15 protein-coding genes are annotated in these 15,875 nt (G+C 56.6%); 10 read left to right on the top strand and 5 right to left on the bottom strand.

Annotation, left to right across the window (positions count from 1 at the left end):
* Positions 1-32: 32 nt before the first annotated feature.
* Positions 33-1,349 (bottom strand): IS1380 family transposase, encoded by a 1,317-nt coding sequence (locus tag AC13DJ_RS11200; protein ID WP_482933639.1) that lies wholly within the window; start codon positions 1,347-1,349, stop codon positions 33-35.
* A gap of 164 nt (positions 1,350-1,513) precedes the next feature.
* Here AC13DJ_RS11200 and AC13DJ_RS11205 point away from each other — a divergent pair, with 164 nt between their 5' ends.
* The 4 genes from AC13DJ_RS11205 to AC13DJ_RS11220 all read left to right on the top strand — a co-directional run bounded on the left by AC13DJ_RS11205 (position 1,514) and on the right by AC13DJ_RS11220 (position 4,484).
* Positions 1,514-2,323: a HupE/UreJ family protein gene (locus AC13DJ_RS11205; protein WP_177412324.1), complete on the top strand. Its 810-nt coding sequence runs from the start codon at positions 1,514-1,516 to the stop codon at positions 2,321-2,323.
* A 25-nt stretch (positions 2,324-2,348) separates the two neighbouring features.
* Positions 2,349-2,699, top strand: a complete 351-nt coding sequence (locus AC13DJ_RS11210; RefSeq protein WP_008169744.1) for a DUF6488 family protein — start codon at positions 2,349-2,351, stop codon at positions 2,697-2,699.
* 7 nt (positions 2,700-2,706) lie between these two features.
* On the top strand, positions 2,707-3,066 hold the full coding sequence (locus tag AC13DJ_RS11215; RefSeq protein ID WP_123889267.1) for a DUF3147 family protein: 360 nt from the start codon (positions 2,707-2,709) through the stop codon (positions 3,064-3,066).
* Positions 3,067-3,464: 398 nt separating this feature from the next.
* Positions 3,465-4,484: a DNA-binding protein gene (locus AC13DJ_RS11220; protein WP_482933638.1), complete on the top strand. Its 1,020-nt coding sequence runs from the start codon at positions 3,465-3,467 to the stop codon at positions 4,482-4,484.
* A 374-nt stretch (positions 4,485-4,858) separates the two neighbouring features.
* Here AC13DJ_RS11220 and AC13DJ_RS11225 read toward each other — a convergent pair whose 3' ends face one another.
* From AC13DJ_RS11225 to AC13DJ_RS11235, 3 genes are all read right to left on the bottom strand, one after another.
* Positions 4,859-5,119, bottom strand: coding sequence for an SDR family NAD(P)-dependent oxidoreductase (locus AC13DJ_RS11225; RefSeq protein WP_482933637.1), 261 nt, complete (start codon positions 5,117-5,119; stop codon positions 4,859-4,861).
* A gap of 28 nt (positions 5,120-5,147) precedes the next feature.
* On the bottom strand, positions 5,148-5,507 hold the full coding sequence (locus AC13DJ_RS11230) for a PilZ domain-containing protein (RefSeq protein WP_474543920.1): 360 nt from the start codon (positions 5,505-5,507) through the stop codon (positions 5,148-5,150).
* Between the two features lie 122 nt (positions 5,508-5,629).
* Complete coding sequence (locus AC13DJ_RS11235) at positions 5,630-5,839, bottom strand: 4-alpha-glucanotransferase (protein ID WP_482933636.1); 210 nt, start codon at positions 5,837-5,839, stop codon at positions 5,630-5,632.
* Between the two features lie 14 nt (positions 5,840-5,853).
* Between AC13DJ_RS11235 and glgA the strand changes: the two genes are divergently transcribed.
* Genes glgA through AC13DJ_RS11250 form a run of 3 tightly spaced genes read left to right on the top strand, consistent with a single transcriptional unit; the run spans position 5,854 to position 9,818 of the window.
* Positions 5,854-7,245, top strand: coding sequence for a glycogen synthase GlgA (gene glgA / locus AC13DJ_RS11240; RefSeq protein ID WP_482933670.1), 1,392 nt, complete (start codon positions 5,854-5,856; stop codon positions 7,243-7,245).
* A 19-nt stretch (positions 7,246-7,264) separates the two neighbouring features.
* Positions 7,265-9,214, top strand: a complete 1,950-nt coding sequence (glgP, locus tag AC13DJ_RS11245) for an alpha-glucan family phosphorylase (protein ID WP_482933635.1) — start codon at positions 7,265-7,267, stop codon at positions 9,212-9,214.
* Complete coding sequence (locus tag AC13DJ_RS11250) at positions 9,168-9,818, top strand: hypothetical protein (protein WP_482933634.1); 651 nt, start codon at positions 9,168-9,170, stop codon at positions 9,816-9,818. Before glgP ends, AC13DJ_RS11250 begins: the two co-directional genes overlap by 47 nt.
* A 1-nt stretch (position 9,819) precedes the next feature.
* Here AC13DJ_RS11250 and AC13DJ_RS11255 read toward each other — a convergent pair whose 3' ends face one another.
* A complete protein-coding gene (locus AC13DJ_RS11255) occupies positions 9,820-11,025 on the bottom strand; it encodes a 1-acyl-sn-glycerol-3-phosphate acyltransferase (RefSeq protein ID WP_482933633.1) in 1,206 nt (401 codons plus the stop codon).
* Between the two features lie 174 nt (positions 11,026-11,199).
* Here AC13DJ_RS11255 and recQ point away from each other — a divergent pair, with 174 nt between their 5' ends.
* The 3 genes from recQ to AC13DJ_RS11270 all read left to right on the top strand — a co-directional run bounded on the left by recQ (position 11,200) and on the right by AC13DJ_RS11270 (position 15,809).
* Complete coding sequence (recQ, locus tag AC13DJ_RS11260) at positions 11,200-13,074, top strand: DNA helicase RecQ (RefSeq protein WP_482933669.1); 1,875 nt, start codon at positions 11,200-11,202, stop codon at positions 13,072-13,074.
* Between the two features lie 209 nt (positions 13,075-13,283).
* Positions 13,284-14,198: a hypothetical protein gene (locus AC13DJ_RS11265; RefSeq protein WP_482933632.1), complete on the top strand. Its 915-nt coding sequence runs from the start codon at positions 13,284-13,286 to the stop codon at positions 14,196-14,198.
* 84 nt (positions 14,199-14,282) lie between these two features.
* Positions 14,283-15,809: a carbon-nitrogen hydrolase family protein gene (locus tag AC13DJ_RS11270; protein WP_273132752.1), complete on the top strand. Its 1,527-nt coding sequence runs from the start codon at positions 14,283-14,285 to the stop codon at positions 15,807-15,809.
* Positions 15,810-15,875: the final 66 nt, after the last annotated feature.

Raw genomic sequence — 15,875 nt, forward strand, 5'->3', positions numbered from 1 at the left:
GTGAGATCAAGCAACGAAGCGATCCGGGTTGTCTACCCGGGAGACGCAAGACCTCGATAGAGGTCACGGTAAACGGCAAAACCCGGACAGTGGCGACCAAAGCGCAGGAACCGTTGCCTACTGCTGTGGATCAGGCGACAAGCCATGTACATCAGCTCCTGCATCACGGTTCTCAGGCGGCGGCGCTTGGCCGGGTGGCGCACAGGTGCATCGGGGCCGGTGAGCCTCAGTCCCATCCAGCGCAGTACGTTGTAGCCCAGCGTTGCAAACGTCATCACCAAGTTGTTGGTGGCGAATTTGCCTGAAGGCAAGCGCTCCAGATCCAGATCGGTTTTGAACTCACTGTGGAACTGCTCACTGGTGGCATGATCGCAATACAAGTCTATAACCTGCTGGTTGCTGGCAACACTCACTGGCAGCGATGTCACCCAGCCTTCCAGTCTGACGTCCGGTTCCAGATATAACTGGCCCTGCGCATCACTGGTACGGACCGTCACTTTGACGACCCGGCGAATGCCGGGTTCGTCCGGTAGCTCTTCCGACAGAACCGCTTCCATTTTGCCGTAGCGGCCCAGCGTCCAGACTTGCTGCTCCTGAGCTTTGTCGGCCCAGACCAGAGGGTCTTGTTTACGAGGATTCCACTTGATCAGGAAATCCACTTGTTCTTGCTGACTCAGAAAATCCCGGTTGTCGCGGGCATCGTGGGCACTGTCCAGACGCAGCAGGATGGGCGAACCAGTCAGTGACCGGGCCCGGGGTAAGACACGCTTCAACGTCTCCAGAAAACCGTTATTGGCGTGTTGGCTGCCGGGGCGCAGTTCACACCCTAGACACCAGCCTTCCTGACCAAGGTAAGCAGCAATGGGCGCATAGCCGTCGTGCCCCTTGTAGGTGTAACTGACGCCTTCCTTGCTCGTCTGGCTGTTATCCATAGGGAAAACGTCCATGTCTAAGGCCACATGCCCCATTTTCAGGGGAGAAACCGGCGCTTCGACGGACGTCAAAAACTCACAGCTGGCATCCTCCAATAAGGGCGTGAGTGCCTTGGCATCTTCATCAAATCGCTGCCGTAATCGGGCCGAGGAGGGCGATTGTTTGATCCCCATGGCGGATTTAAAAAAGGGATCTGTACGCGCTGACTCCACGGCCTCGAAATCACTCTTGCCGAGCGTGATCAAGCCCAGATAGGTTCGGATCAGGTCGATGTTCGGAATACCGTGACGCTTGACCACGGTGCGGGTGGTTTGGGGCAGCGACGTGTGCCGATTCAGGCAGTGGCCCACCAGAGCCAGCCCGCCGTGGGGAGTGTAGACTTCGGTCTTTGATTGCTGGAGGGTGAAGGTACGCATGGGCCGATGCACTGACTGGGTGAATGGATGTCAGGTGCGATTATACTGCTTCAGGCCTTGCGGTTGCAGGTCTGGGGATTAAATTAGACCGTGTGAAGTCACGGATTCAGGTCCTAATTATCATCATTACGTCCCTTGCCAGTGTTGCGGCCTGGGCGCATGGCATGTCGGCGGAAGACCAAGCCCGGATACTCAATGCGGGCTACCTGGAATACATTCGGCTTGGCGCCACCCATATGCTTAGCGGCTATGATCATTTGCTGTTTCTGTTCGGTGTTATGTTCTTTTTGACGCGCTTTAGCGAGATCATCAAGTTCATCACCGCCTTCACCATCGGTCATTCCATTACCCTGGTGTTCGCCACACTGTTCGGAATTACCGCCAATTACTACCTGATTGATGCGGTGATTGCGCTGACCGTCTGTTACAAAGCCTTCGACAACCTCGGCGGCTTTCAGAAACACTTGCAAATGAAATCCCCGAACCTGACCTGGATGGTGTTTGCCTTTGGTTTGATCCACGGGTTTGGCCTGTCCACTCGGCTTCAGCAGTTGCCGCTGGGCGACGATGGTCTGGTGTTCAAAATATTATCGTTCAATGTCGGCGTCGAAGTGGGACAGATTGTGGCTTTGAGCATCATGCTGGCCGTGCTTATGGTGTGGCGAAAAACCGCATCGTTTGAGCGCTTCAGCAAAGCTTCCAACGTGGGGCTGATGCTTGCCGGTGGTCTGTTGCTGCTGATGCAGTTACATGGGTTTCAGCACACGCAGTACCCGGATGATTTTCCGCTCAACCGGGATGATCACCAACATACCCACGAAGACATGGCGGATAAAAAAGCACCGCTATCGAGCTACCCAAGACGCCTCGAATTACGAGGGCCATCCGCCGACACAGAGGGCGAAGAGCCGGCTGAACAAGCCAGTGAACCTGAAGTCCATCGCCACGAGGACGGTGAACCCCACTCCCATTAATCATATTAAACTTCGAGGAACCCTTATGAAGCTCTTTACTGCCATTTTCACACTTGTTTTATTGGTCGGATCTCAACAGGTGCTTGCACACAGTGACCATGCCCATAAGTCGATTTCAGAAAAATCGGCGCTTGAGCGTGGCAGAGCGGCAACTATGCAACTAACCGAAAAAGACGCAGGCTTAGGCTTCGGAAAGCTTCCCGAAAGCTGGGAGGTAGTTCCTGAAGACGCCGTAAAAATCCATAAGAAAGGCAGCGGTTATTTCATCGTATCGGTCACCAATCGGGCTGAAGCTCAAACACTTTACGTGCTCCTATCGAGTGACGGGGGAGTTTACGATGTAAATTTTACGGGTGAATTCGACGGTTTGGAGTAGAGCATACATGACATGGCATTGGATCATAACCAAATATCTGATTACCGCCGCCGTCGTGGTAGTGGTTTCCGAGGTCGCCAAACGCAGCGACAAGCTGGGCGCTTTGGTTGCGGCATTACCGTTGGTGACGATTCTGGCGCTGATTTGGTTGCACGTAGAAACGCACTCGACAGAAAAAGTGGCGAATCACGCTTGGTATACGTTCTGGTACGTGGTGCCGACACTTCCGATGTTTTTAATATTTCCGACGTTGCTGCCCCGAATCGGCTTTTGGCCTACGCTGTTAGCCAGTGCTTTGGTGACCGCAGCCTGTTTTTGGCTATTTTCGTTACTGGTTGGGCAGCTTGGCATTGAATTGAAGCCGTAGGGAGTGTTACCAGCGTTTTTGTCGAACGAACATCCGCAAAACGGGGCGAGTGTAACGCTGGCCTCGTTCGCGGTTCCCGTAGTGTGGGCACAATTCAGAGCGGTGCAAGACACTTTTGAGTTATTCCCTTGAGTACAATCGAAAAGAGCTGTCCTAATTGACAGAGCCGCTGTAGCGTCAATTCGACAATTACGTCCAGTTTGGCCTCTTGCAACGTGTCTAAATAGACTCCATCTGTACGCATTTTGGCGTCGAGCTGAAGAAAATTCACCCTAACATAAGATAATCTATTATTATCCTGTGTCATATCTAAGCTATACAAAGTCTAAAGCACGAGCTAAAATCGTATGTATATACATAGTACGTAATACAGTACGAAATAAGCAGGAGGGAATTCCATGGCACGTGGCGGTATCAACAAAGCACTGGTGACCAGGGCCCATCAGGCCGTTCTAGCCAAGGGGGAAAACCCCTCCATTGACGCGATACGTATAGAGCTCGGTAATACCGGCTCCAAATCAACGATTCATCGCTATCTCAAAGAGCTGGAGGAGGAGGCGTCCACCAGACTCGACGATGAGGCCCTATTGAGCCAGCCCATTAAGGACCTCATTGCGCGCCTGGCATCGCGCCTTCAGGAAGAGGCCCACGGCATCGTCGAAGAGAGTAAAAGCCGCTATGAACACCAGATCAAAGAGCTCTCTGACCGCTGCACCGCGCTCACTCAAGAGGCTGGCCAGCTGGGCGATCAGCAGAAAGTGTTGGAATCGCGCCTTGATGAGACGAGTGCGCAACTGGCTGCCAAATCCGCAGCCTGCGATGCCTTAGATAAACAACTCAACGAGGCGGGTCAGCGCGAGGCCAGCACGACGGCGCTGCTCAAGGAAAAGCAGGCTCATATCGAATCCCTTGAGGAAAAGCACCGTCACAGCCGGGAGGCACTGGAGCATTATCGTGAATCGGTGAAAGAGCAGAGGGATCAGGATCAGCGCCGGCATGAGCAACAAATTCAGCAGCTTCAGGCCGAGATTCGCACGTTAAACCAGACAATCTCCGTCAAGCAGGGCGACCTGACCCAGCTCAACAAGGATAACGCGCGCCTGGTGAGCGAGTTGGGCGCTGCGCGCAAAGCAACACAGGACCTCGAATCGAAGCTTAATCGGACTGACGCGAAGCTTGAAGATGCCAATAAGCAATTGCAAACCCAGACGACGGATCTGCAGCAGTACGCCGACAGCGCTCAGCGCCAGGCCTCGCAAATTGATGAGCTGACGCAACGCCTTGAATCGGCGCAAAGCAAGGTGCAAGATTTTACCGTCAGCCAGGCCAAACTGGAGACTGAGCTATCGGTTAAGAACGATATGATTGAGCGCCTAATGGCTGAAAACCGGCGCCAATATGACGCACCGGCTACGTAAGCGGGAGGTGATCCAGAATTACTTATTGGCTGTCCCAGATTTTCCTTTGAAAACAATGAGATGCAGAGTTAGTGGCTGAATTTTACAGTTTTACCGACCGGCCTCAAACTGGAGGCGGAGCTATCGGTTAAGAACGAGATGATTGGGCGTCTAATGGCTGAAAAGCGGCGTCAACACGACAAACCAGCCACTTAAGGAACGGGGCTACAGAGCCTTACAAGGTTTTCAGTATTTCCACTTGCAATCAACGATATACAGAACATTCGGCTAAATTTAGCACTATTACCGGCCGCACCTCGTGAAGAGCGTAGGGGAAGGTATCAATGAAAGATCAAGGGTTTCTGAATAGCGAAAATATTTTTGTTATCAATAGCTTATCTCAACTTTGGCGGATATTTCCAGAATCCCGTCCGACCCTCTGCTTTCACCTGGCTTTCATCGGCCACGTCACAATGCCAGTAAGCCACCCGGAAACCTTTCTTGGTGAGTTCCTGCACCAGGGCTTCGCCTTCTTTATCAAGCACGTCGAGCACACCTACTGCCGCGCCCTGCTCTACCATCCGTTCCACCATGGCCCGGCCCAGGCCCAATGCTCCGCCGGTTACCGCTGCTACCTTGCCTTCCAGTCTAGCCATTGCTGTTTCTTCCTTTCGTTTCGGGTTTTTAGTGAATCTTGCGATGTCTGAGGGCCGCCCGGCCTTCTGCGTCTTTGTGGTCTTCCAACCAGAGTATCAGCTCGGAAATGACCCTTGCGTCATTCTCTGCGCTGTCAAAATCGACGCCGAGCCCCTGGTCGGCCCTTCGAACCACGTGGGCCTTCAGCGTATGGTGTTTCTCGGGTTGCTCGGGAAACCGGAACGACAAGTGCAGGGCCTGGTTCAGCCGAACATCATCAAAGCCGGTGACAATAAAAAGCCCCCGCCTGGACGCATCTTTTATCGCCCCGGTGGCTACAGGCATACCACGCTTGTACACCAGTATAGGCAACTCCCCTTCAATTCGCTGGCTAAGACGGTGTTCCATTCGAGCCCCCTTTCACAAACTTTTGGTTTCTGGCGGATACAGGTTAGACCTGTTCATGCACCAGTTATATCTGTTTGTTTATTGATCAACTTGACTCTGATCAATAAATAACCGGAGCAACATTACCGCCCGTATAGCTGCACCGTTTCCCTGAGCCGGGCAATATCCACAAGCTCCTGATAATGCTCTGGAAGCTGCCATATCCAGTTGTTCTCGATGGTGCCGGGGGTGTTGAATCGGGCATCAGAGCCCAGGCCCAGCAAGTCCTGTACGGGCACAACCACCAGCCCGGAGACCGATCCCATGGCGGCCTGGATAACTGGCCAGGGCATCTGCGCTGCCTCTTCTGGCCGATGTGTCAGGCAGCCTGCCGGAAGCCCTGTGCCGGCTCGGCTACGATTGCCAGATCCTGCTGCCGGGTTATCCCGCTGCCCTTAAGGCGGCCCGGGAGGCCGGTTCTCAGCGCAAGGCCCGCTTCCGTTTCGGGCAATACGATGTTTCACTCTGGCAAACCCAGGTGCCGGAGACCCAGGTACTGCTCTGGCTGGTGGATTGTCCGGCCCTGTTCGACAGGCAAGGTGACAGCCCGTACCAGAACGAAAACGGTGAAGACTGGTGGGACAACGCCCATCGTTTTCACCTGTTTGCCCGAATCGGGGCCATGATGGCGCTGGGGCAACTGGGGTTATCCTGGAAGCCGGATATCGTGCATTGCAACGACTGGCAAACCGGCCTGATCCCCGTGTTCCTGCACAACGACAAGCACGCGCCCGCCACTGTCTTCACCATCCATAACCTGGCGTATCAGGGCCTTTTCTCGCATGAAACGTTCAGGGCGCTGGGGTTGCCGGATCATCTCTGGCGTTTTGACCAGCTGGAATTTCACGGCCAGTTTTCCTTTCTCAAGGGCGGCCTGGTGTTCAGCGATGCCATCACCACTGTCAGCCCGAGCTACGCCCGGGAAATCCGCACGCCGGAGTTTGGCTATGGGCTCGACGGTTTGCTGGAGCACCGGTCCCATGCTTTGACCGGCATATTGAACGGCATCGATAACCGTTACTGGAACCCGAAGTCAGACCAGCACCTGGATTTCCACTACAGCCCGGACGATACCTCCGGAAAAGCCCAGTGCCGGGCAGCCCTGCAGCGCAAACTGGGGCTGGAAGTCAACGGCGCTCCGGTGCTGGGATTTGTCGGGCGTCTGGTAGAACAGAAGGGGCTGGACTGGCTGCTGGAAGCACTGCCGACTTTACTGGAAAAGGGTTGTCAGTTTGCCATTCTCGGTTCCGGAGAGGCCCGTTACCAACAGGCGCTGCAACACCTGGCCCGGGACTGGCCCGAACAGTTGTCACTTACGCTGGGTTATAACGAGGCCCTGGCCCACGAAATAACCGCCGGCGCGGACATCTTCCTGATGCCATCCCGGTTTGAGCCCTGTGGCCTGAACCAGATGTACAGCCTGCGCTACGGCACCATACCGGTGGTGCACGGCACGGGCGGGCTGAACGATACCGTACTGGACCCCGGCGAGGTGCCGGTACGGGACGCCAACGGATTTGTTTTCCGGGAGCCCAACGCCCACGGGCTGAAGCGCGCCGTGAACCGGGCGCTCGAGGCCCGCAAGCACCGGAAAACCTGGCAACAGCTGCAGCAAAATGGCATGACCGCAGATTACTCGTGGAAGCACCGGGCCGGCGAATACGCCGCCCTCTACAACAAGCTCAGGCATAACCAGTAACCACAGGGAGGTTCTGAACATGCACAAGGCTACGGAATTCCGGCTTGAAGCCCGCCCCCAACTGCCCGAAGCCCTGCATCGGCTGGGGGAGCTGGCAAACGACCTGTTTTACAGCTGGAACCACGGCGTAAGGGGGCTGTTTGCCCGTATTGATCTGCGCCTGTGGCAGAAAGTGGAGCACAACCCAAAGCTGTTTCTGCGGCGGGTATCCCAGCACCGGCTCGAAGAAGCCGCTGCCGACCGCGCCTTTCTCGCCGAATACCGTCGGGTGCTGTCCAGTTACGATGCCTACGTAGAGGCCGGGCCGGGTGCAGAAGTAGTGGAGCTGCTCAACCCCGAAACCAGCCTGGTGGCCTATTTTTGCGCCGAGTTCGGGTTTCACGAAAGCTTTCCGATCTATTCCGGTGGCCTGGGCATCCTGGCCGGTGACCACTGCAAGGCGGCCAGCGATCTCGGCTTGCCCTTTGTGGCCGTCGGGCTACTGTACCAGCAGGGCTATTTCATGCAGACCATTGATGCCCAGGGCCAGCAAGTAGCCCGGTATCAGTGCCACGACAGCGACGAGCTGCCCATCAGCCCGGTAGAACAGGATGGCGAGCAACTCAAGATTTCCGTGCCCTTCCCGGGGCGGGAGCTGTGGGCCCGGGTCTGGCAGGCGCGGGTTGGCCATATCCGCCTGTACCTGCTCGATGCCAATACACCAGAGAACAACGAGCAGGACCGGGAACTGACCCTGCAACTGTACGGCGGCGATTCAGACACCCGCATCAGCCAGGAAATCCTGCTGGGCATCGGGGGCACCCGCGCGCTGGCAGCACTGGGCATCAAGCCCACCGCCTGGCACATTAACGAAGGCCACGCCGCCTTCCAGATCCTGGAGCGCTGCCGGATGGCCATGGAACATGGCCTCAGCTTCGAGGCCGCCCTGGAATCCGTTGCCGCCTGCACCCTGTTTACCACCCATACGCCGGTACCCGCCGGCCATGACATTTTCCCCCGGGATTTGGTTGCCCATGCCCTGGGCCCGTATACGGAAACCGCAGGGCTGGATTTTGACCAGGTTTTCGAGCTGGGCAGCAAGAACGGCGATGGCACCTTCAACATGACCAGCCTGGGCTTGCGGGGCTCGCGGTTCCACAACGGTGTCAGCCGTATCCACGGCGGGGTCGCCTCAGAAATGGAAGGCAGCATCTGGCCGCAAATTCCTCCGGAAGAAAACCCCATCGGTTACATTACCAACGGCGTGCATGTTTCTACCTTTCTGGCGCCGGAATGGGCCAGCCTGTTTGAAATGCAGGCGCCCACCTGGAAAAGCGAGCTGAGAAACCCGGATTTCTGGAATTTTGTCGACAGAATTCCGGATTATCACTACTGGAGCGTGCATAAAGCCCTGAAACAACAGATGGCAGAATTCATCGTGCGCCGGTTGAGGCGCCAGCATCAGCGCAACGGTACCGGCCATTCGGTCACCGAGCGCATGACCCGAAAGCTGGTATCCCCCGAAAAAGACGCCATGGTGATCGGCTTTGCCCGGCGCTTTGCCACCTACAAGCGGGCCACCCTGATATTTTCCGACCTGCCGCGGCTGGAACGGTTACTGACAGACCCTGACAACCCCGTAGTCCTGGTCTTCGCCGGCAAGGCCCATCCCAAGGACAACCCGGGGCAGCAACTGATCAAGGTCATCCACGACCTGTCCATGGAGCCGTCCCTGATGGGCCACATTATACTTCTGGAAGACTATGACCAGGCCATGGCACGGCGGCTGTTAAGCGGCGTGGATGTCTGGCTGAATACGCCGGAATATCCGAAAGAAGCCAGCGGTACCTCCGGCGAGAAAGCCGCCATGAACGGCGCCCTTAACCTGAGTGTGCTGGATGGCTGGTGGGGCGAAGGTTACGACGGTAACAACGGCTGGGCCATTGCCCCCCCGGGATATTCGCCTGGACCAGGAATTCCGCAACCGTGAAGAAGCCCGGGACCTGCTCGACTTGCTGGAAATGGAAATTATCCCGCTGTACTACAAACGGGAAGCCCAGGGTTACTCGAAAGACTGGGTGGCCCGTTCCAAGGCGTCCATGAAAACCATTACGCCCCGGTTCAATTCCCAGCGCATGGTGATGGATTACGTACGGAACTATTACCAGCCGGCCAGCGCCCAGGGCCACCGCCTGGCGGCAAACAAAGGCGAACTGGCCAACGAGCTGGCGCAATGGAAGGCGCGGATACGGGCGGCCTGGCACGGGGTGAACATTCAGATGCACGGTTGTGTCACAGACCGCTGCAACTGGGATGAAGAAGTGGAACTGAGCGTGGAAGTGGCCCTGAACGGGCTGGCACCGGAGGATATCCGGGTGGAATGCGTGGTATCACCGGACTGTACCGGCAGCCATGGCGAGCCCGGGCCGGACAGTTTTATCCTGGAACCGGCAGGTGACCAGGATGGCAAAACTTTGTTCTCCGCGCGCATCAAAGCGCCCTACCCGGGCCTGCAAACCCTGCGATTGAGGGCCTATCCCTACCATGACGCCCTCACCCATCCGCTGGAGATGGGCGCCATGCTCTGGGCCTAGGCTAGTCTTCGGTTGGCGTCAGCGCCTCGCCGTTGTTATTGGCGGCCAGGGCGTTGACCACCGGATTGGCGTACATATCCAGTAGGTAAGGCCGGGTAGCCGGATCACAGGCTTCCAGCCTGCGCTCCATTTCCGCCCGGGCCGCTTCCAGGTCCGCCGGCGACCAGGTTTCTGCAGTCACCACGTTTTCGCTGACACTGCCCGGCGTTTCCCGGGCTTCCGGGTGAACGCCCCGCATCTGGTAAGCCACCAGGTTGGATGCATGCAGATGGTAATTGGAGTGCATTTCGTGGTCGATGCGGGCGGCCAGGGCTTTCGGATTGTCCGGTGCATCAGCAATAGGCGCACCGAAGTGCACATGCACATGCCCCTTGTAACCGGTCAGGCCTTTCACTATCTGCTCGGAATCTTCCCCTTCGGTTTTCTGGTAACTGCCGGTACGGGCCTTCACTTCCAGCTCCCTGGCTTTGTCGGCATCGCAGGGGTCGTACTCGTAGGCAATAGACACCGGCACAATATGCAGCCGGTTCATGGCCTCGCCAAAGTCCAGCCCGGATTTCTTCCGGCTCATGTAGAACATCTTGATGATGGCTGGGTCGGTAGCGTCTATGCCGTCCTTCGCGCGGCCTTCACGCTGGGCTATCCAGATGCTGTGGTTGGTGTCGATGCTGTGATTGATAAACCCGGACAACGTCAGGTAGGCATCGCGCATTTCCCGCGGGCTGGTCATGTTACGACGCACCACAAAGCTCTTGTTCAGGCGCATCATCTCTGCAAACACCCGGTTCTGCAGCAGGTTGTCACCGATGGCAATGCGGGTAGTCAGGAAACCGTTCTGGAACAGCAGGTAATTCACCACCATCGGGTCAAACACGATGTCCCGGTGGTTGGAGATAAACAAATGGGCATTGGTCTTGCTCAGGTTCTCCAGGCCGCTGTGGGTTACCCGGGAGGTGGTGCTTTCAACCAGTTCGCCTACGTACTTTGACAGCTCCGCCTGCAGGTCATCCACCCGGTGATAGTGGCCGAAGTTGCCAACCAGCCAGCGCCGTACAAACATCCGCAAGACTGCCGGCGCCCACTTCGCCGCCAGGGGGGACTTGAAGCGGCCCACCATGTCGAGGAACTCCCGATCATTAACCAGGCGTTTGATGGCCGGCGCTGTTTCTTCATCCGAATAGGGACGGATTGCGTCAAATTCCTGCATGCAAGCCCTGTTGTTGTTCGAAGCGGTTAATCAAGAAGTGGTTGGAAATTGGCGGTATTCTATCCTGTCTTGGCACTGATTTCCTCCACCGAAATGGCGGGGTTAACCAATCCCGCCGGCGGATCTGTTATCATCCCCGCCCTGAACATTTCCCGCCCACAGGCAAAGACCAGCATGTATCCGGACCAGGATTTTGACCAACTGACCCGCGAACCCCCTTCTGCCACCGGCCGAAGCCCGGAGCAGGTTCTGCACGAGGTATTCGGTTACGAAAGTTTCCGGCCGCTGCAGGGCGATATCGTGCAGGAAGTGGTGGGCGGTGGTGATGCCCTGGTACTGATGCCCACCGGCGGCGGTAAGTCCTTGTGTTATCAGGTTCCGGCGCTGGTTCGACCGGGTACGGCGGTGGTGATCTCGCCGCTGATCGCCCTGATGCAGGACCAGGTGGCCGCCCTGAAACAACTGGGCGTGAAAGCGGCGTTCCTGAACTCCACCATGGATTTCGAACAGGCCCGGGCCACCGAATATGCCCTGATGACCGGTGAGCTGGACCTGCTGTATTGCGCACCGGAACGGCTGATTCAGCCTCGTACCATTGAACTGCTGCACAACGCGTCGCTGTCGCTGTTTGCCATCGATGAAGCCCACTGTGTCTCCCAGTGGGGCCATGATTTCCGGTCTGACTACCTACAGCTGAGCATGCTGGCGGAAGAATTTCCCGGCATTCCCCGGATTGCCCTGACCGCAACCGCCGATGAACGTACCCGAAAGGAAATTGCCGAGCGCCTGTCGCTGACCCAGGCCCGGCACTTCATCAGCGGTTTCGATCGCCCGAACATCCAGTATCGAATCACCCCGAAAACCAATGCCAACAAACAGTTACTGGACTTTATCAAAGCCGAACATGAGAGTGACTGCGGCATTATTTACTGCCTTTCCCGGAACAAGGTGGACGCCACTGCCAGGTCGCTGGCCAGCAAAGGCTACCTGGCACTGCCCTACCACGCAGGCCTGACTGCCGAAGAACGAGCCAGGAACCAGGAACGCTTTCTGCGCGAAGATGGCGTAATCATTGTGGCGACCATTGCCTTTGGCATGGGCATCGACAAACCGGATGTCAGGTTTGTTGCCCACCTGGACCTTCCCAAGAGCCTGGAAGCCTACTACCAGGAAACCGGCCGGGCCGGTCGTGACGGCAAACCCTCGACGGCCTGGATGGTTTATGGCCTGCAGGATGTCATCAAACTGCGGCAGATGCTGGAAGCGTCCCTGGGCAACGACCAGTTTAAACGTGTCGAGCGGCAGAAGCTGGATGCCATGCTGGGCCTGTGTGAAGTCACTCAATGCCGCCGGCAGGTTCTGCTGCGCTACTTCGGTGACACCCTAGAGCAGCCCTGCGGCAACTGCGACACCTGCCTGAACCCGCCGGAAACCTGGGATGGCACGGTTGCTGTACAGAAAGCCCTGTCTTGCGTGTACCGTACCGGCCAGCGCTTTGGCGTCAACTATGTCATTGATGTGCTACGCGGCTCAGAGAACGAACGCATCCTGCAATCCGGCCACCAGGCCATTTCCACCTATGGCATCGGGCAGGATCTGTCGGCTACCGAATGGAAGTCGGTATTCCGGCAACTGGTGGCTAACGGATATCTCCGCGCAGATCCGGAAGGCTACGGCGCCCTGCAACTGACCGAACGCTGTCGCCCCTTGCTGAAAGGTGAACAGCCTATCCAGCTGCGTAAAGACCCGGTGCATAAGAAGGGCTCTGGCAGCAAGTCATCCGGCAGTCGCGCCAGCGGGCAGGATATCCGGGACCAGATCACCGACCATGCTGGCTGGGACGCCTTGCGGGCCTGCCGCAAGGAGCTGGCAGACAAGCAGGGGGTGCCGCCCTATGTGATCTTCCACGACACCACCCTGTTCGAAATGCTCCAGCGCCGCCCTGGCAGTATCGAAGAGCTGGGCGAAATCAGCGGTGTTGGTGCCGCCAAGCTGGAGAAGTACGGCGAAACTTTCCTTCAAGCCATCGCCGAACTGGGCGCTGGCTAACCAAGCGAGGGCGGATTATTCCGCCTTGAAGCCCTTTTTCCGCACCCGGTCCGGCCCAACCTCCTCTATACTGTCGATCAAAGCCATGAATCTGGTGTCCTGGTTCCAGTTACCGCGAATTTGCGTTGCAAAATTGCGCGTAAAGCAACAACAATGCAAATCAGAACAATACAACGACATTTCACGCATCTTCCAGAAGGAAAGCCGACTTGGGTTGTACTCCCCTTTTCCGCGTCGTTTCTTTCGCGGCCTGCCTGCTGGCAAGCCTGGTACCCGCCACCCATGTAGTTGCCGAAACAACAGACAACCACCGGGAGCTCACCCTCTGGTACCGCAACTACGATAGCCCGGCAATTCGCAACCTGGTGTTGCTGGCCCTGGATAAAACCCCCGAGTACGGCAGCTATGAACTCCTTCGCAGTTTGGAGGTCAGCCAGGGGCGGGCATTGCTGGAGCTGACCAAACGTAACAACCGGATCCTAGATATTGCCAACGTTGCCACCACGGCTGATCGGGAAGACAGCCTGAACCCGATCCCGGTTCCGGTAGATGGCGGCTTGCTGGGCTTTCGGGTTTGCCTGGTAATGCCGGAAACCCTGCCGAAGTTCAAAGATATTTCCAGCCTTGAAGACCTCAAAGCCCGTAAAATCAGTATTGGCCAGGGAACGCACTGGCCAGACACCCCGATTCTCGAGGCCAACGGGCTGAGGGTCATCACCAATCCACGTTTCGAAGTGCTGTTCGGGATGCTGCTGAACCAACGTTTCGACTGCTTTGCCCGGGGCATCAGTGAAGTGCTTTTTGACCTCGAACAGCCTCGCGCCAGTGGCCTGGTGATTGAACCCGATCTCCTGATTGCTTACCCGTTACCTTCTTACCTGTTTGCCGCAAAACACGATCACGACACTGCCCACCGGCTCCAGCTCGGCATTGAGCGCGCCATCAATGATGGCAGTTTTGCGGACTATCTGAACCAATACTTCGGCCGCGCGATGAACGAACTTAATCTGAAGCGTCGCACCATCATCGCCCTCAAGAATCCGTACCTCAGTGATGAATCCAATGGTGTTGGCCGGAAAACGCTGGAAGAGCTGAGCCGGCGTATTAAACACCTGGACCAATAGTCCCGGGCGAAGTATTCAGGAACCTCTGTTAAACTGATGCATCTTGAACCGTGCATCCGCTCGTCAAAAACGGAGAATCTCTGAATGGCCCACGAAGAACTGCACCTGAACCTGCGCAACCTCACCCTCGAGGATTACCCACAGCTCCAGGAACTGATGGACGATGTTTATGACGACATCGGCGGTGCATGGCCAAAAGAAACCATCAAGGCGCTGGTGGAACAATTCCCGGACGGCCAGATCTGTATTGAAGACAATGGCCACCTGGTAGCCGTAGCACTAACCGTAAGCGTTAAGTACGAGCGCTTCAGCAACCCCCACGCCTACGACGACCTGATCCTTCGCAACGAAAAGATCTGGCACAACCCCAATGGTGATTCCCTGTACGGGCTGGATGTGTTCATCCACCATGAATATCGCGGATATCGTCTGGGTCGGCGCTTGTATGAAGCCCGAAAGGAACTGTGTCGCTCCATGAACCTGCGTGCCATCCTGGCCGGCGGCCGAATTCCCAACTACTTCAAGTATTCCGAGCAGTACACGCCGGAAGAGTACATCCACCGGGTAGACCGCAAAGAGATCTACGATCCGATTCTGAGCTTCCAGCTCTCCAATGACTTCCAGGTTACCCGGCTGATGCACAAATACCTGCCGGAAGACGAGAAGTCCATGGGCTATGCCACGCTTCTGGAGTGGCGAAACATCCTGTATACCCCGCCCTCCTCAGTACTGGACGTGAAGAAAACCCAGGTGCGCATGGGGGCAGTTCAGTGGCAGATGCGGGAATTCACCTCGGTTGAGGAAGTGCTCAAGCAGGTGGAGTACTTCGTCGATGCCCTGTCGGACTACAAAAGCGATTTCGCCCTGTTCCCCGAGTTCTTCAACGCGCCGTTGATGGGCCTGACCGATCAGATGGACCAGACCCGCGCCATTCGCTTCCTGGCCGGCTTTACCGAACAGTTCCGTAACGAGATGTCGGAAATGGCGGTCAGCTACAACATCAACATCATCACCGGTTCCATGCCGCTGATCGAGAACGACCGGGTATACAACGTCTCCTATCTCTGCCACCGGGACGGTCGGGTTGATGAGCAGCGCAAGATTCACATCACACCCCATGAACGCCGTGACTGGGTGATCGAAGGTGGCAACAGCTTCGAGGTGTTCGAAACAGATGCCGGCCGCGTGGCTATCCAGATCTGCTATGACATCGAGTTCCCGGAACTTGGCCGTATTGCAGCCAGCCAGAACGTCGATATTATCTGTGTGCCCTTCTGGACAGACACCAAGAACGGCTACCTGCGGGTACGCCACTGCGCCCAGGCGCGAGCCATTGAAAACGAATGCTATGTGGTGATCACCGGCAGCGTGGGCAACTTGCCCAAGGTGGAAAACCTGGACGTTCAGTACGCCCAGTCATCCGTATTCTCGCCTTCGGACTTCGCCTTCCCCCACGATGCCGTGATGGCGGAAACCACGCCCAACACCGAGATGATCATGTTCTCGGATATGGACCTGGAAAAGCTGAAACTGGTGCGTAACGAAGGTTCTGTCACTAATCTTAAAGATCGCCGTGTTGATATGTACGAAATCAAAACCCGTTCACGGTAACGGATCTGGCCCGGAATCACCGGCCAGGCTCTTGAACCATTCCCTGAAAGGGTTACCGTAGACGGC

Source organism: Marinobacter sp. L-46 (assembly GCF_056859535.1).